12 protein-coding genes are annotated in these 17,979 nt (G+C 57.9%); 3 read left to right on the top strand and 9 right to left on the bottom strand.

Features of this window, described 5'->3' with window-relative positions:
- The 9 genes from lpxK to ansB all read right to left on the bottom strand — a co-directional run bounded on the left by lpxK (position 1) and on the right by ansB (position 12,288).
- The gene (gene lpxK / locus SERRSCBI_RS08235; protein WP_042784110.1) at positions 1-981 is read right to left on the bottom strand and encodes a tetraacyldisaccharide 4'-kinase; all 981 of its coding nucleotides are present in this window, start codon (positions 979-981) and stop codon (positions 1-3) included.
- Entirely contained in the window at positions 981-2,729 is a 1,749-nt protein-coding gene (gene msbA, locus SERRSCBI_RS08230) for a lipid A ABC transporter ATP-binding protein/permease MsbA (RefSeq protein ID WP_033642563.1), read from the bottom strand. Before msbA ends, lpxK begins: the two co-directional genes overlap by 1 nt.
- Positions 2,730-2,764: 35 nt before the next feature.
- The gene (locus SERRSCBI_RS08225; protein ID WP_084587955.1) at positions 2,765-5,035 is read right to left on the bottom strand and encodes a ComEC family protein; all 2,271 of its coding nucleotides are present in this window, start codon (positions 5,033-5,035) and stop codon (positions 2,765-2,767) included.
- 274 nt (positions 5,036-5,309) lie between these two features.
- Entirely contained in the window at positions 5,310-5,594 is a 285-nt protein-coding gene (gene ihfB / locus SERRSCBI_RS24020; RefSeq protein ID WP_004928264.1) for an integration host factor subunit beta, read from the bottom strand.
- A gap of 62 nt (positions 5,595-5,656) precedes the next feature.
- Positions 5,657-7,330, bottom strand: coding sequence for a 30S ribosomal protein S1 (gene rpsA, locus SERRSCBI_RS08215; protein WP_004928267.1), 1,674 nt, complete (start codon positions 7,328-7,330; stop codon positions 5,657-5,659).
- Positions 7,331-7,506: 176 nt separating this feature from the next.
- A complete protein-coding gene (cmk, locus tag SERRSCBI_RS08210) occupies positions 7,507-8,196 on the bottom strand; it encodes a (d)CMP kinase (protein ID WP_004928270.1) in 690 nt (229 codons plus the stop codon).
- A gap of 257 nt (positions 8,197-8,453) precedes the next feature.
- Positions 8,454-9,740: a 3-phosphoshikimate 1-carboxyvinyltransferase gene (gene aroA / locus SERRSCBI_RS08205; RefSeq protein WP_042784109.1), complete on the bottom strand. Its 1,287-nt coding sequence runs from the start codon at positions 9,738-9,740 to the stop codon at positions 8,454-8,456.
- A gap of 113 nt (positions 9,741-9,853) precedes the next feature.
- Positions 9,854-10,939 carry a 3-phosphoserine/phosphohydroxythreonine transaminase gene (serC, locus tag SERRSCBI_RS08200; protein ID WP_028127991.1) on the bottom strand — a complete coding sequence of 362 codons (1,086 nt, stop codon included), beginning with the start codon at positions 10,937-10,939 and terminating at the stop codon, positions 9,854-9,856.
- A gap of 302 nt (positions 10,940-11,241) precedes the next feature.
- Complete coding sequence (gene ansB, locus SERRSCBI_RS08195) at positions 11,242-12,288, bottom strand: L-asparaginase 2 (protein WP_042784108.1); 1,047 nt, start codon at positions 12,286-12,288, stop codon at positions 11,242-11,244.
- A gap of 148 nt (positions 12,289-12,436) precedes the next feature.
- Between ansB and ycaO the strand changes: the two genes are divergently transcribed.
- The 3 genes from ycaO (at position 12,437) to pflB (ending at position 17,859) form a co-directional block, all read left to right on the top strand.
- A complete protein-coding gene (ycaO, locus tag SERRSCBI_RS08190) occupies positions 12,437-14,200 on the top strand; it encodes a 30S ribosomal protein S12 methylthiotransferase accessory factor YcaO (protein WP_033642559.1) in 1,764 nt (587 codons plus the stop codon).
- Positions 14,201-14,661: 461 nt separating this feature from the next.
- Entirely contained in the window at positions 14,662-15,522 is an 861-nt protein-coding gene (gene focA / locus SERRSCBI_RS08185) for a formate transporter FocA (protein ID WP_019454548.1), read from the top strand.
- 54 nt (positions 15,523-15,576) lie between these two features.
- Positions 15,577-17,859 (top strand): formate C-acetyltransferase, encoded by a 2,283-nt coding sequence (gene pflB, locus SERRSCBI_RS08180; RefSeq protein WP_004928286.1) that lies wholly within the window; start codon positions 15,577-15,579, stop codon positions 17,857-17,859.
- Positions 17,860-17,979 lie beyond the last annotated feature (120 nt).

Here is a 17,979-nt window from a genome sequence, read left to right as displayed (position 1 = left end):
TTACTTAGACAGCAGGGACTCGATATCCTGCAGCAGTTGCTCAGCCTGAGCGGACGGTAGCACCGCATCAACCGGTAGATACCACCAATTGGGCTGGGCAAAGGCGCGACACTTCACCGCGTCCTTCTCCGTCATCAACAGCGTTTGATCTGCATTAACCAACGCCGCCAGCTGCGCCTGCTGATATTCCTGATGATCGGCAAACGCCACTTCCTGCACGACTTCGACGTTCAACTTTTCCAACGTCGCGAAGAAACGCGGCGGATGGCCGATACCCGCCATCGCCACCACGCGCGGCAGCTCGGCCGCCGGGCGACGTTCACCGCTCAGCAGGTTCACCGCATCACGCGCCTGCAGACGCATGGCAATTTCCCCGGCCTGCGCCACGCCGCCATTGGCGACGCGCGCATCGACGCTGCCAAGTCGCGCAGCGCGCTCGCGCATCGGCCCGGCCGGCAACCACCAGCCGTTACCGAACCGACGCACACCGTCGATGACCACCAGCTCGAAGTCACGCTGTAAAGCGTAGTGCTGCAAGCCGTCGTCGGTGATGATCACATCCAGCGGCTGTTGTTGCAGCAGAGCCTGCACCGCCTCGGCGCGCTTGGGCGCGATCGCCACGGGCGCCCCGGTACGCTGATAAATCAGCACCGGCTCATCGCCCGCCTCGCGGGTCGACGTATTCTGACCCAGCACCAGAGGATAGACCGCCGACTTGCCGCCGTAGCCGCGCGACACCACCCCAACGCGGTAACCCCGTTGCTGCAGGTGCTCCACCAGCCAGATCACCATCGGCGTTTTGCCGTTGCCGCCGGCGGTGAGGTTACCCACCACCACGACCGGCACCGGCGAACGCCAACTTTTACGCAGGCCGCAGCGGTAACTGAGGCGGATCAGCCAACTGAACAGGCCATACAGCCACGAGAGCGGCAATAGCGCCAGATAAAGCAGCGAACCGCCGGACCAGATGCGCTCAATCATTATTGACCAAACTGCATGCGGTGCAGCTGCGCATAGGCGCCCTGCCGCTCAAGCAACTCGGCGTGCTCACCGCGTTCGACGATGCGGCCGTCTTCCACCACCAGGATCTCGTCCGCCTTTTCAATGGTCGACAGACGGTGCGCGATCACCAGTGAAGTTCGGTCTTTCTGCAGTTCGTCCAGCGCGGCCTGAATGGCCCGCTCGGACTCGGTATCCAGCGCAGAGGTCGCCTCATCCAGGATCAGGATCGGGCAGTCACGCAGCAGCGCGCGCGCGATGGCGATGCGCTGGCGTTGGCCGCCGGACAGCATGACGCCGTTTTCACCGATCACCGTATCCAGGCCGTTTTCCATCTTGTTGATGAAGTCCATCGCGTACGCCATTTCGGCCGCTTTTTCGATCTGCTCGCGGCTGTATTCGCTCTCACGCGCATAGGCGATATTGTTGGCGATGGTGTCGTTGAACAGGTGCACGTTTTGCGAAACCAGGGCCACCTGATTACGCAGTGAAGCCAGGGTGTATTCGCGCAGATCGTGGCCATCCATCAGAATTTCGCCTTCCTGGATATCATAGAAACGCGTCAACAGGTTGGCGATGGTCGATTTCCCCGAACCGGAACGGCCCACCAGCGCTACGGTCTTGCCTTCGGCGATGTTCAGGTTGATATCACGCAGCGCCGGCGTTTCCTTGGACGGGTAGTAGAAGGTGACATTGCGGAATTCGATATCGCCTTTCGCGCGCTTCACTTCGCGGGTGCCGGTATCTTTTTCCTGTTCCATATCCAAAATGGAGAACAGCGTCTGGCACGCCGCCATCCCGCGTTGGAACTGGGCATTGACGTTGGTCAGCGACTTCAGCGGACGCATCAGCGCAATCATCGACGAGAACACCACGGTAATGGTACCGGCGGTCAGGGTTTCCATCACGCTTGGGAAGCTGGCGGCAAACAGCACGAACGCCAGCGCCAGCGAAGCGATCAGCTGAATGATCGGATCGGAAATCGAAGACGCGGAAACCAGCTTCATGCCTTGCTGACGCATGCGGTTGCTGACCGAATTAAAGCGCTCGGTTTCCACCTGCTGGCCGCCGAAGATCAGCACTTCTTTATGGCCTTTCAGCATCTGTTCGGCGCTGGTTGTCACCTGCCCCATCGTGTTCTGCATGTTCTTACTGATGTTGCGGAAGCGCTTGGACACCAGGCGAATGGCAATGGAGACGATCGGCGCCAGCACGATCAGGATCACCGACAGCTGCCAGCTGTAATAGAACATCATGATGAACAGGCCAATGATCGAAGCCCCTTCGCGCACCACGGTCACCAGCGCGCTGGAAGAGGAGGAAGCCACCTGTTCGGAATCATAGGTAATGCGCGACAACAGGGTCCCGGTGGACTGTTGATCGAAGAAGGCCACCGGCATTCTCATCATGTGGCCAAACAGGCGGCGGCGCATCTGCATCACCACCATGCCGGAAACCCAGGAAATGCAGTAGCTTGAAACAAAGCTGGTTACGCCGCGCATCAACATCAGCGCGATGACGGCCAACGGCATCCACACCAGCACGCTGCTGTCGGTTTTTCCAAACCCATCGTCCAATAGCGGTTTAAGCAGAGACAGCATCAGCGTGTCCCCCGCTGCGTTCATAATCAACGCAATGGCGGCTACAATCAGCCCGGTCTTAAAAGGAGTGATCATCGGCCAGAGTCGACGGAATGTCTGCCAGGTCGAGAGATCTTTATCATTCATCATGCAAATACCAGCATCGGAAGAAATAGCGGCCTATTTTACTCATTATCACCCTCTACGCCAAACCGCTGATGGTACCAACGGGGCATTAATTGTTCGCGAAAGCCCTTAATTTGCCAATCGTTGTCGAAAAAAAGTACCGATAACTGGCCGGAGCGCGTCGTATCGCGCCATATAATGCCATTTGCCCGGTATCTGGCGACCACTTTACGCGCCGGCAAACGCCATTTGTTGTAACGAGATGCTGACGCCAATGCCGCCTGAGGATTGATCGCGCGCAGAAACGGCGGCGTGGAAGAGGTTTTGCTGCCATGATGCCCCACCTGCAACACCGTCGCCGCCAAGCGATCGCGCCGCAATCGGAGCAGCTGCGCCTCCGCCTTTTTTTCCGCGTCGCCGGTCAGCAGCAGGCTGTATTTCCCGTCGTCGATACGGATCACGCAAGAGTCGTCATTGCCCGGCTTTTTACGCGTTTTCGGCGGCCACAGCACTTCGAATTGCAACCCCTGCCAGCGCCAGCGCTCACCGGCGACGCAGGGCAAGTGCCCCTCCCCGCGCATCGGGCTGCGTATCGTAGCCCCTGGAAACGCCCGTCGCACCGTCGGCAGGCCACCGGTATGATCGAGATGATCATGGCTGATAATGATCTGTTCCAATTCAATCCCCCGCCAGTTCAACATTGGCAAAATATGCCGTTCGGCGGCGCTGCCGCCCGGCCAACGATCGCCGGTATCGTACAGTATTCCCTTGCCGTTTCGCTCAATGACCACCGCCAAGCCGTGCCCGACATCGAGCATATCGACTCGCCAGCGGTATCCCGGCTCTTTTTCCCGCCACAGCACACAGCATATCGCTATCGTCGCCAGCCCCGGTGCATAACGCCGCCACCAATGAAAGCGCCAACAGACGACGATGAGCCACCCCGCCGCGCTGGCCAGCAGCGAGGCAGCCCCCAGATCCACCCAACCGCGTTGCAGGTAATGCAGCGGCACAAACACCCAGTGCAGCGTTACGTCCGCCAGCCACCATAGCCCGTAGCTTAACGAGGGAAAGAAGCCAAATATCACCGCCAGCAAAATCAGCGGCACCGTCACCAATGAGACAATAGGTACCGCCCACAGATTGGCGGGTAGCGAGGTCAGCGTCAGGCCCAGAAACAGCGCGGCCTGCATCGGCACCAGCAGCAGCGTCATGCCGAGCTGAATATGCAGCCAGCGCACCGGCGCCCAATACCAGGCCGACCGGAATCGCTCACCGAGCGGCGCCCATTCAAACCAAAAAATCAGGCAACCTACCGCCAGCACCGATAGCCAGAAACTGTCTGACAATACCGCCAGCGGATCGCACAGCAAAATCAGCCCGATACACCATAGCCACACCTGCCAGGAAGAACAATGAACGCCGCGTAGGCGCAGCAACATCCACAATGTCATGGCCAACACGGTACGCACCGCCGGCGGCTGGGCGCCCACCAACCAGACATAGATCAGCGTCGCCAGCCAGCCCGCGACCAGAGGAAAACGATAGCCAATCAGATGGGAGGGCAGAAAAAACTGCAGCGCCCGCAGCGCAGCCCAGAACAAAATGGCGACCATCGCCACATGAAGCCCTGAAATGGCCATTAAATGCGCAATGCCGGTTTTCAGCATCAGCGTGCGTAAAGGCTGTTCCAGCGCGGTTCGCTCCCCAAATGCCAGCGCCAACAATACCGCCTTGTAACGCAGCTCACCGATGTTGGTTTCCGCATGGCTGATTATGCGCTGACGCAGGCTACAACCGCCATCCAGCAAACGGGCCTGCCTGACCAGGCCCGTCAACGGCTGGCGCTGTGCGATCGCCCAACGTTGGCTGTCGAAGCCCCCTTCATTGAGCTTGCCGTGCACCGGCCGCAAGCGCAGTTTCAATTGCCAACGCTGCCCGGCGCACAGCCGCTGCTGTTCCGGGGCCCATAGCGTGGTAAACATCAATGCAGGCGCCAGCCAATGGCCATCGATCCGCTCGATACGCATTAGCGTCTGCTTGCTGGCGGCCGGATTCAACGCGATGCTGCTTACCTGCACCACCGCCGTCACTTCCGGCCCGCGGCTCAAACGCTCCATTTGCCCGATCAGGCTTCCGGCGTTGAAAACCGCCCACGCGAACCCCAACCCCAGGTAGGCCAAATAACGGCAGACTGGCCTGCGCGTGCGCAGCAGTAAACAGACAACAAGCAAAAGCGGCCACAGCAGCCATTGCTCAGGCAACTGTGGTAAAACCAACAGCGGCAGGATGCCGCAGATAACGGCGAATATCGCCAGATCCAGCGAAATTTTGATCGCTTTTCTCCCATCGGCTCCGCCATGAGCAAAGACGCGTCACGGCAAGCAAGCAGGATCATTCAGGCGACATGTCGCCGCCAGCGGGCTTTAACGAAGATGCGCTGAACATGGCAGGATAAGAGAGATCTATGCAGGAGCCACATCGTCAATGCGGTGCAGTACGCAACTCGCGAGCGTATCGCGGAGAATTGCAGGCAAAAAAAACGGCGCCTACAGGCACCGTTTTATATTCTTTTCAAGCAACAACGCTATGAGCAGTCAGCGACTAGCCATAGATATTGGCGCGGTCACGCAACTCTTTGCCTGGTTTGAAGTGAGGAACGTACTTGCCGTCCAGCTCAACTTTGTCACCGGTTTTCGGGTTGCGACCTACACGCGGGGCACGGTAGTGAAGAGAAAAACTGCCGAATCCGCGGATCTCAATGCGTTCGCCCTCGGCCAGCGTAGCGGCCATGTGCTCAAGCATCTCTTTCACTGCATCCTCAACGGCCTTCGCCGGAATATGAGATTGCTGGCCAGCAAGTCTTTCAATAAGTTCAGACTTGGTCATAGTACCTCCAAGCTTTGCAGCTAAACTACCGTATCGGGGCGGTCAGAGACCGCCCCCCGTCATTACTCGCCTTTAGCCGCTTTGAAAGCTTCAGCCATTGCGTTAGAGAAGTTGCCTTCTTCCTGTTTGTTGTTAACAGTTGCGATGGCGTCTTTCTCGTCAGCTTCGTCCTTAGCACGTACGGACAGGCTTACAACGCGGTTCTTACGGTCAACGCCGGTGAATTTAGCTTCAACTTCGTCACCTACGTTCAGAACCAGAGTTGCATCTTCAATGCGGTCGCGAGAGGCTTCAGATGCACGCAGGTAACCTTCTACGCCGCCTGCCAATTCAACTGTAGCACCTTTGGCGTCAACTGCAGTGACTTTACCAGTAACAATAGCACCTTTCTTGTTCATAGACAGGTAGTTATTGAACGGGTCTTCAGCCAGTTGCTTCACGCCCAGGGAGATACGCTCGCGCTCTGCGTCAACTTGCAGAACAACCGCAGCGATTTCGTCGCCTTTCTTGTATTCACGTACTGCTTCTTCGCCTGCAACGTTCCAGGAGATGTCAGACAGGTGAACCAGGCCGTCGATGCCGCCGTCCAGGCCGATGAAGATACCGAAGTCAGTGATAGACTTGATTTTACCTTCAACGCGGTCGCCCTTGTTGTGGGTCTCTGCGAACTGCTGCCATGGGTTGGATTTGCACTGCTTCAGGCCCAGGGAGATACGACGACGTTCTTCATCGATGTCCAGAACCATCACTTCCACTACGTCGCCCACGTTAACAACTTTGGACGGATGGATGTTTTTGTTGGTCCAATCCATTTCAGAAACGTGTACCAGACCTTCAACGCCTTCTTCGATTTCTACGAAGCAGCCGTAATCAGTCAGGTTGGTTACACGGCCAGTCAGCTTGGTGCCTTCTGGGTAACGTTTCGCGATAGCAACCCATGGATCTTCGCCCAGCTGTTTCAGGCCCAGGGATACACGAGTACGCTCGCGGTCGAACTTCAGCACTTTAACAGTGATTTCATCGCCAACGTTGACGATTTCACTTGGATGCTTAACGCGTTTCCAAGCCATGTCAGTGATGTGCAGCAGGCCGTCTACGCCGCCCAGATCAACGAATGCACCGTAGTCAGTGAGGTTCTTAACGATACCTTTAACTTCCATGCCTTCCTGCAGGTTTTCCAGCAGTTGATCGCGCTCAGCGCTGTTCTCGGATTCGATAACCGCACGGCGAGAAACGACAACGTTGTTGCGCTTCTGATCCAGCTTGATGACTTTGAACTCAAGCTCTTTGCCTTCCAGGTGCAGAGTGTCACGTACCGGACGCACGTCAACCAGGGAACCTGGCAGGAACGCGCGGATGCCGTTCAGCTCGACGGTGAAGCCACCCTTCACTTTGCCGTTGATAACACCGGTTACAGTCTCAGCTTCTTCGTAGGCTTTTTCCAGCGTGATCCAAGCTTCGTGACGCTTAGCTTTCTCACGGGACAGCAGGGTTTCACCGAAGCCGTCTTCAACAGCATCCAGAGCAACGTCAACTTCGTCACCAACCTGGATTTCCAGCTCGCCCTGGGCGTTTTTGAATTGCTCAGCCGGGATGGCAGACTCAGATTTCAGACCGGCGTCAACCAGTACGATATCTTTGTCGATAGCAACAACGACGCCACGAACGATGGAACCCGGGCGGGTTTCGATTTCTTTTAAGGATTCTTCAAAGAGTTGAGCGAAAGATTCAGTCATGTTGTTAATCTTCAGGGTTCTTTAGTTTAACGTCCATTTAGCGTCCCGCCGAATGGGGTTGTTTCACATACCCCGCCATTGGCTCCATGCCGACAGGGTTTTAAGGTTACAGGGGTAAAATTTTACCCGATATATTGCGATACCGCTATGACAAAAAGCCAATAGCGCCGCCGCGCTTATTGCTGCGGCAACGCCAACACTTTCTGTGCATACGTCAACGCCTGCCGGATCACTTCTTCGATCGACATGCTGGTAGAATCCAGCACGAGGGCGTCAGAAGCGGGCACCAGAGGCGCGATAGGCCGATTACGGTCACGGTCGTCCCGTTCCTTTATCTCGGCTAAAAGACGTTCAAAGTTAACATTAAAGCCCTTTTCCTGCAACTGCAGCATGCGGCGGTGCGCGCGCTCCTCCGAGCTGGCGTCGAGGAAAATCTTGACCGGCGCGTCCGGGAACACCACCGTGCCCATGTCGCGGCCATCGGCAATCAGGCCGGGCGCCTCGCGAAACGCGCGCTGGCGGCGCAGCAGCGCCTCGCGCACGCGCGGAAACGCCGCCGCTTGCGACGCAGTGTTGCCGACGGTTTCGGTGCGGATCTCATTGCTGACGTCCTCACCTTCCAAAATCACTTGCAGCTTGCCGTCCTGGGCAACGAAGCGAACATCGAGATGTGCGGCCAGCGGAACCAGCGCTTCCTCAGAAGTGATATCCACCTGATGATGCAACGCCGCCAGCGCCAGCACGCGATAGATCGCGCCGGAATCCAGCAAACGCCAACCAAGGGACTCGGCCAACGCTTTACACAGCGTGCCTTTGCCTGCGCCACTTGGTCCATCAACGGTTATCACCGGGGCTGTAGCCGTCATTTCTCTCTCCTTCAGGTAGAAAACCTCACAGAGACACGGCGCGCTTCGACTCGAAGCCCGGGTGCTCTGTCACCTGCCCAATCAGGGGCAAATACGGTGGCGTATTATACGCTGCCCTACGGCGATCTGTTACCCTGGAACTGTCCGGTTGTTGAAAATAAGCGCACAACCGCGAAAAAGTATAGAAGAAACGCCGGTCGCCGGGGTTAAAAACGATAAAGGCCCGCAAAGGGGCCTTAAAAGAAATGATCTGACGGTTACGCCGGCTGGCTGATGCGCGCCAGCTGTTCGAAATAGTCCGGGAAGGTTTTCGCGGTGCATTTCGGATCGAGAATGGTGACCGGGGTATCCGACAGCGCCACCAGCGAGAAGCACATCGCCATGCGGTGATCGTTGTAGGTACCGATCTCGGCGAACTGCAGCTTGGCCGGCGGCACGACGTGAATGTAGTCTTCGCCCTCGTCAACTTCCGCCCCCACTTTACGCAGCTCGGTGGCCATCGCCGCCAGACGGTCAGTTTCCTTCACCCGCCAGTTGTAGATATTGCGGATGGTGGTCGGCCCCTCGGCGAACAGCGCCGCGGTGGCGATGGTCATCGCCGCATCCGGAATGTGGTTCATGTCCATATCTATGCCGCGCAGTTCACCGCGGCTGCACTCGATGAAATCGTCGCCCCAGGTGATGCGCGCCCCCATCTTCTCCAGCACATCGGCGAATTTGGTGTCGCCCTGCACGCTTTTGCGGCCGATGCCGGTCACGCGCACGGTGCCGCCTTTGATCGCCGCCGCCGCCAGGAAGTAGGACGCAGAAGAAGCGTCGCCTTCAACCAGATAGTCGCCCGGCGCGATATACGTCTGGTGCCCCTGAATATGGAACACCCGGTAATTGTCGTGGCTCACCGATACGCCGAAGGTGCGCATCAGGTGCAGCGTGATGTCGATGTACGGCTTGGAAACCAGCTCGCCTTTGATGTGGATTTGCGTATCCTGCGGCGCCAGCGGCGCAGTCATCAGCAAAGCGGTCAGGAACTGGCTGGAGACGCTGCCGTCAACGGTGACGTCGCCGCCCTGGAAGCCGCCGCGCAGGCGAATCGGCGGGTAATCGGTCTGCTCGAGATAATCAATCTGCGCCCCGCCCTGGCGCAACGCGTCCACCAGATGGCCGATCGGGCGCTCTTTCATGCGCGGTTCGCCGGTCAACACCACGTCGCCTTCGCCGAGGCACAGCGCCGCCGCCAATGGGCGCATCGCGGTGCCGGCGTTGCCGAGGAACAGTTCCAGCGGCTGGTCGGCCACCAGCGGCCCGGCCACGCCGGTCACTTCACACACGGTGCGGTCGGCGGAAAGCTGGTAGTTCACGCCCAACGCCTGCAGCGCATTCAGCATATGACGCACATCGTCGCTGTCCAGCAGGTTGGTCAGCCGGGTCGTTCCCTCCGCCAGCGCCGCCAGCAGCAGAGCACGGTTGGAAACGCTCTTGGAGCCGGGTAAGTTGACGGTGCCATTGACCAGGGCGACCGGTTGTAACGTCAGGGAATCCACCATGTGAACAAAACTCTCCAATTCTGATAAACGAAACGGCTCCGGAATAATGCCGGAGCCGCTTTAATGCAAAAGGACAACAGCCTGGTCAGCCCGCGCCCGGCGAGCTGACGGGATCAACCGTGACGACGTTCGAAATCGGTCATAAAGTCGGTCAGCGCCTGTACGCCGGCCAGCGGCATGGCATTGTAAATAGAAGCGCGCATGCCGCCAACTACGCGGTGACCTTTCAGCGCCTGCAGGCCGATGGCCTCGGCTTCGCTGAGGAACACCTTGTCCAGCGCCGCATCGGCCAGCTGGAACGGCACGTTCATCCACGAGCGGTTGGCGATGGCAACCTGGCTGCGGTAGAAGTCGGATTTATCGATGGTCGCGTACAGCAGCTCGGCCTTGGCCTGATTGCGTTTTTGCATCTCCACCAGGCCGCCCTGCTCTTTCAGCCATTTGAACACCAGCCCGGACAGGTACCAGGCGAAGGTTGGCGGGGTGTTGAACATCGAATCGTTCTCGGCCAACACGGTGTAATCGAGGATCGACGGCACTTCTTTACGCGCCTTGCCCAACAGATCGTCACGCACGATCACCAGCGTCAGACCGGCCGGGCCGATATTTTTCTGCGCGCCGGCGTAAATCACGCCGAAGCGGCTGACGTCGAGCGGGCGGGACAGGATGGTCGAGGAGTAATCGCCGATCACCACTTTGTCGCCGAAGTCCGGCGTTTCATCGATGGCTACGCCGTCGATGGTTTCATTTGGGCAATAATGCACGTAAGCCGCGTCGTTGCTCAGCTGCCACTCTTTCATCGGCTTGATGCCGCTCAGGCCGTCGATGCGGGTTTTCACGTCGATGACGTTCGGGGTGCAATACTTTTCCGCTTCCTTGATGGCGCTGTGCGCCCAATAGCCGCCGTCGATGTAGTCGGCGGTGGCCTTGTCGCCCAGCAGGTTCAGCGGCAGCGCGGCGAATTGCGCGCGGGCGCCGCCATGGCAAAACAGCACTTTATAGTTGGAGGGGACTTTCAGCAGATCGCGCAGATCCTGTTCCGCCTGCTCGGCAACGGCGATGAATTCTTTGCTGCGGTGACTGATCTCCATCACTGACGTTCCCAGGCCGTGCCAGTTGCACAGTTCCTGTTCCGCACGACGCAACACTTCCACCGGCAGCATCGCCGGGCCAGAGCTAAAATTATAAACCTGAGTCATTTCCCCTCACCACATTCACTGTTCGCCGCAGAAAAGCGACCTGTCGAAAAGATGCCCGAAGCTAACGCTCGCGTTAACCAACCCATCGGTTTTATCACTCACGCCCCATGGCTGCAACGCTTATTCGCCCGCCGGCGGCAAACAGGCGCGCCGGGTGATGACAGGCTCTGCGGCCGGCGCGTTTTTTTGGACGATAAAACCCTGCGACATGGGGAAATTCAGCGGGTTAACGCGGTGTTTTATGCTGTATTCAGCCGAGATGGCTGCGGGAGCCCGGACGGCCCCCGCAGGAGAGAAAACGATCAGTACTGATTGAACATTTGCTGGATCTGCTTCGCATCTTTCGTTTGCGTCAACGCCAGCTGCAGCAGAATGCGCGCCTTTTGCGGATTCAGCGTGCCGGCGGCCACGAAGCCGTATTTGGCGTCGTCCACTTCCGCATCCTCGGTGGTCGCGCCGGTCGGCACGCGCGAAGAACGCACCACCGCCACGCCGCTGTGCGCCGCCGTCGCCAGGGTGTCGAACACAGTTTTATACAGGTTGCCGTTGCCGACCCCGGCGCTGACGATGCCCTGATATCCTTCGGCGATCAGCGCCTTGGCCGGCGCATCGGAGGCGTTGGCGTAGTTGTAGACGATGCCGACCTTCGGCAGTTCGTTCAGCTTGCTGACGTCGAACGGCGTCTCCCGGGTATGCTTGCGCTGCGGCGAACGCTGGTAATCGATCTTGCCGTTGTGGATGTACCCCAGCGGGCCGAAGTTCGGCGACTGGAAGGTCTGCACGGCGGTGGTATTGGTCTTGGTGACGTCGCGCGCGTCCAGCACGGTGTCGTTCATCGCCACCAGCACCCCGCGGTTGGCCGATTGCGGATCCGCCGCCGTCACCACCGCGTTATACAGATTGAACGGGCCGTCGGCGCTCATCGCCGTCGCCGGCCGCATCGCCCCGACCAGCACTACCGGCTTGTCGCACTTCACCGTCAGATCGAGGAAATAGGCCGTCTCTTCCAGCGTATCGGTGCCGTGGGTGATGACGAAGCCGTCGGTTTTGCCGCAGTCGGCGTCAATTTTCTTCGCCAACGTCAGCCAGACCTGATCGTTCATGTCTTGCGAGCCGATGTTAACCACCTGCTCCCCCTGCACGTTGGCGATGTTCTTCAGCGCCGGCACCGCATCGACCAGCGCCTCGACGCCCAGTTTGCCCGCGGTATAGTTGGATTTCGTCGCCGAATCGCCGCCGCCGGCGATGGTGCCGCCGGTCGCCAGCAGGGTGATGCTGGGCAGCGCCAGCGCCGAGGCGCTGACGCCGGTCAACAAAAGGGTTAACACGCTGAGTTTCACTGATTTCATTAGATTTCTCCGTGACAGATAACTCGCTGAATTATGGCCTTTATCCTTAAAAAAACTGTGACTTTGCCGCCGCTTTAGGAATACGTGGAGCTCTAGCGTAAAACCCCGTATCATTGCGCGTTTTTAGTACGCGCAAAAAGTGAAGACAATGACGCAAACTTTTATCCCCGGTAAAGACGCCGCCCTGGAAGATTCCATCGCCCGTTTCCAGCAGAAACTGAGCGATCTCGGTTTCAACATCGAAGAAGCCTCCTGGCTGAACCCGGTGCCGCACGTATGGTCGGTGCACATTCGCGATCGCGATTGTCCGCTGTGCTTCACCAACGGCAAAGGCGCCAGCAAAAAAGCCGCGTTGGCCTCTGCGCTGGGTGAATATTTCGAGCGCCTGTCCACCAACTACTTCTTCGCCGATTTCTATCTGGGCAAGCAGATCGCCGAAGGCGACTTCGTGCACTACCCGAATGAGAAATGGTTCCCGATCCCGGCGGACGATGCGCTGCCGGCCGGCATCCTCGACGAGCGTCTGCACGCCTTCTACGATCCGCAACAAGAGCTGAGCGCCAGCGATCTTGTCGATCTGCAGTCCGGCAATGCCGATCGCGGCATCTGCGCGCTGCCGTTCACCCGTCAGTCCGATCAGCAAACGGTGTACATTCCGATGAACATCATCGGCAACCTGTATGTTTCCAACGGCATGTCCGCCGGCAACACCGCCAACGAAGCGCGCGTGCAGGGCCTGTCGGAAGTGTTCGAGCGCTATGTGAAAAACCGCATTATCGCCGAATCCATCAGCCTGCCGGCGATCCCGGACGAGGTGCTGAACCGCTACCCGGGCGTGGTGGAAGCCATCGCCAAGCTGGAAGAGGAAGGTTTCCCAATCCTCTCCTACGACGCCTCGCTGGGCGGCAACTACCCCGTGATCTGCGTGGTGCTGTTCAACCCGACCAACGGCACCTGCTTCGCCTCGTTCGGCGCGCACCCGGACTTCGGCGTGGCGCTGGAGCGCACGGTGACCGAACTGCTTCAGGGCCGCAGCCTGAAAGATCTCGACGTGTTCACCGCGCCGACCTTCGATGACGAAGAAGTGGCGGAACACACCAACCTGGAAACGCACTTCATCGACTCCAGCGGCCTGATCTCGTGGGATCTGTTCAAGCAGGACGCGGACTATCCGTTCGTTGACTGGAACTTCAGCGGCAGCACGCAGGAAGAGTTCGCCACCCTGATGAGCATCTTCGACAAAGAAGACGCGGAAGTGTACATCGCCGACTACGAACACCTGGGCGTCTACGCTTGCCGCATCATCGTGCCGGGCATGTCCGATATCTACCCGGCGGAAGACCTGCTGCTGGCCAACAACAGCATGGGCGCGCACCTGCGCGATACGCTGCTGGCGTTGCCGGGCAGCGAGTGGGAGCCGGAAGAATACCTGGCCCTGATCGAGCAATTGGACGACGAAGGGCTGGACGATTTCACCCGCGTACGCGAACTGCTGGGCATTGCCAGCGGCAAAGACAACGCCTGGTATACCCTGCGCGTGGGCGAGCTGAAGTCGATGCTGGCGCTGGCGGGCGGCGATCTGGATCAGGCGCTGATTTGGACCGAATGGACGCAGGACTTCAACGCCTCGGTGCTGAGCCCGGCGCGCAGCAACTACTACCGTTGCCTGCAAACGCTGTTGCTGCTGGCGCAGGAGCCTGAGCGCGAAGCGGCGCAATACTATACCGCGTTCGTGAAAATGTACGGCCAGGAAGCGGTGGACGCGGCCTCGGCCGCCATCAGCGGTGAAGAGCGCTTCAACGGGCTGTTCGCCGTGGATGCCGATCTGAAGGCGTTGCCGGCCCATCAGGCGCTGCTGGCGGCCTACGAGAAGCTGCAGGCGGCCAAGCGCCGTCACTGGGCCAAGGCCTAATCGCCATTGGGGGTACCGCCACTTTTTGGGTACCCTCCCCGGTCAAACGCCGCACTCCGCTGCGGCGTTTTCATTTTGCGGTTTATTTCAACGCATTCTGTTTTATTTTCCCGCAGGAAAATAGGCGGTTAAACGAGCATAAGAATAAATAAACCGGCGATTGTTGCCGGACGGTGAAATAATAATTAACCGATAATTAAACTTTCAGCGACGAACGGCGACAAAACGCCTAAAAATTTAACTTTGACACCCTCGGCACACCGGGTGGATTCAAAAAAAATTGCAAACATTAAAAAATTTGTTTTTTGTTTAAATTCAATTAATTAGACATAAAAACCACACTAAAAACATGCCATTTTGGCGCTCTACTTCCCCGCCTTATGATCCAAATCAAATTTTCCCCTATACTGCTTTGCTAGTATCTCATTGCGTTGTTTTAACCCTTAAGAGCGAGAGTTAGTTTGAAAACTGACAGCCCATTCGATCTGATTTTACCTGCGGCAACGGCGAAAATCGCTGAAGATGCCGGCGTGTATAAAGCCACCAAACATCCGCTGAAAACGTTTTATTTGGCGATCACCGCCGGTGTCTTCATTTCCATCGCCTTCGTTTTCTACATCACGGCGACCACCGGCACCGCCGGCGTGCCTTTCGGGCTGGCTAAACTGGTCGGCGGCATCTGTTTCTCTCTCGGGTTAATGCTGGTGGTGGTGTCGGGCGCCGACCTGTTCACCTCTACCGTGCTTATCGTCATCGCCAAGGCCAGCGGCCGCATCAGCTGGGGCCAACTGGGCGCCAACTGGCTGAACGTTTATCTCGGCAACCTGGTCGGCGCGCTGTTCTTCGTGGCGCTGATCTGGTTCTCCGGCGAGTATATGGTCGCCAACGGCCAGTGGGGCCTGAATGTTCTGCAAACCGCAGACCACAAGCTGCATCACACCTTTATCGAAGCCGTCTGCCTCGGCATTCTGGCTAACCTGATGGTCTGCCTGGCGGTCTGGATGAGCTACTCCGGCCGTACCCTGACCGACAAGATGCTCGCCATGGTGCTGCCGGTCGGTATGTTTGTCGCCAGCGGCTTCGAACACAGCATCGCCAACATGTTTATGATCCCTATGGGCATCGTGGTCAAACACTTCGCCACGCCGGAATTCTGGCAAGCCGTAGGGGCGGTACCTGAGCAATTCGCTCATCTGACAGTAAGCAACTTCATCATCGACAACCTGATTCCGGTCACCATTGGTAACATCATCGGCGGCGGTCTGCTGGTTGGGTTGACTTACTGGGTAATTTATCTGCGCGGGGGCCGCGAACAGCACTAAGCTGTGAGTTACCGCGCGCAGAGTTAGAAATCCACAATCAAAGGTAGGTGTACAATGACCGAACTTAACGAGAAATTAGCCAACGCTTGGGAAGGTTTCAGCAAGGGTGACTGGCAGAATGAAGTCAACGTTCGTGACTTCATCCAGAAAAACTACACGCCTTATGAAGGTGACGAATCCTTCCTGGCTGGCGCAACTCAAGCCACCACCACCTTGTGGGACAAGGTTATGGAAGGGATCAAACTGGAAAACCGCACTCATGCGCCGGTTGATTTCGACACCAACGTTGCTTCAACCATCGTTTCTCACGACGCGGGTTACATCGCCAAAGAGCTGGAAACCATCGTGGGTCTGCAGACCGACGCCCCTCTGAAACGCGCGCTGATCCCGTTCGGCGGCATCAAAATGGTCGAAGGTTCGTGCAAAGTATACGGCCGCGAACTGGATCCGCAGCTGAAAAAAGTGTTCACCGAATACCGTAAAACCCACAACCAGGGCGTATTCGACGTTTACACCAAAGACATCCTGAACTGCCGTAAATCCGGCGTGCTGACCGGTCTGCCAGACGCTTACGGCCGTGGCCGCATCATCGGCGACTACCGCCGCGTGGCGCTGTACGGCATCGACTTCCTGATGGCCGACAAGCTGAACCAGTTCAAATCGCTGCAGGAAAAACTGGAAAACGGCGAAGACCTGGAAATGACCATCCAGCTGCGCGAAGAGATCGCTGAACAGCATCGCGCTCTGGCTCAGATCAAAGAGATGGCCGCCAAATACGGTTACGACATCTCCGGCCCGGCCACCAGCGCCCAAGAAGCAGTGCAGTGGACCTACTTCGGCTACCTGGCCGCGGTGAAATCCCAGAACGGCGCCGCCATGTCCTTCGGCCGCGTGTCTACCTTCCTCGACGTGTTCATCGAACGCGACATCAAGGCGGGCAAACTGACCGAAGAGCAAGCGCAGGAACTGATCGACCACCTGGTGATGAAACTGCGTATGGTGCGCTTCCTGCGTACCCCTGAGTACGATGAACTGTTCTCCGGCGACCCAATCTGGGCGACTGAATCCCTGGCCGGTATGGGCGTCGACGGCCGTACCCTGGTCACCAAAAACAGCTTCCGCTTCCTGAACACCCTGTACACCATGGGGCCGTCTCCGGAGCCGAACATGACCATCCTGTGGTCTGAGAAGCTGCCGCTGAACTTCAAGAAATTCGCGGCAAAAGTGTCCATCGACACCTCTTCCGTACAGTACGAAAACGACGACCTAATGCGTCCTGACTTCAACAACGATGACTACGCCATCGCCTGTTGCGTCAGCCCGATGATCGTCGGTAAGCAAATGCAGTTCTTCGGCGCCCGCGCCAACCTGGCGAAAACCATGCTGTACGCCATCAACGGCGGCGTTGACGAGAAACTGAAAATGCAGGTCGGCCCGAAAGAAGCGCCGATGATGGACGAAGTGCTGGACTATGACAAAGTCATGGCCCGCATGGACCACTTTATGGATTGGCTGGCCAAGCAGTACGTGACCGCGCTGAACATCATTCACTACATGCACGACAAGTACAGCTATGAAGCTGCGCTGATGGCGCTGCATGACCGTGACGTTTATCGCACCATGGCTTGCGGCATCGCCGGTCTGTCCGTTGCGGCCGACTCCCTGTCCGCCATCAAGTACGCGAAAGTCACCACCATTCGCGACGAAGACGGCCTGGCTATCGACTTTAAAGTGGAAGGCGAGTATCCGCAGTTCGGTAACAACGACGCCCGCGTCGATGACATCGCCTGCGACCTGGTGGAACGTTTCATGAAGAAAATTCAGAAACTGCGCACCTACCGCAACGCGGTACCGACTCAGTCCGTACTGACCATCACCTCCAACGTGGTGTACGGTAAGAAAACCGGTAACACCCCGGATGGCCGCCGCGCAGGCGCACCGTTCGGCCCAGGTGCCAACCCGATGCACGGTCGCGATCAGAAAGGTGCAGTCGCCTCCCTGACCTCGGTAGCCAAACTGCCGTTTGCCTACGCGAAAGACGGGATCTCCTACACCTTCTCCATCGTGCCTAACGCGCTGGGTAAAGACGACGACGTGCGTAAAGCCAACCTGGCGGGCCTGATGGATGGTTACTTCCACCATGAAGCCTCCATCGAGGGCGGCCAGCATCTGAACGTCAACGTAATGAACCGCGAAATGCTGCTGGACGCGATGGAAAATCCTGAGAAATACCCTCAGCTGACCATCCGCGTCTCCGGTTACGCCGTGCGCTTCAACTCGCTGACCAAAGAGCAACAGCAGGACGTCATTACTCGTACCTTCACTCAAACGATGTAATAACGCCGACCGGGCGGGAAACCGCCCGGTGCCAACGTCGGGGCCGGTTCTGCCGGCCCTTTTCTCCCACCGCTCTCCCCTGACTCTGTGCGAGTCTGTTTTGCCGGATATCTATACTGA

This window comes from Serratia sp. SCBI (assembly GCF_000747565.1).
GTDB lineage: Bacteria > Pseudomonadota > Gammaproteobacteria > Enterobacterales > Enterobacteriaceae > Serratia > Serratia ureilytica.
This window is presented reverse-complemented; position numbering and strand designations above follow the sequence as displayed.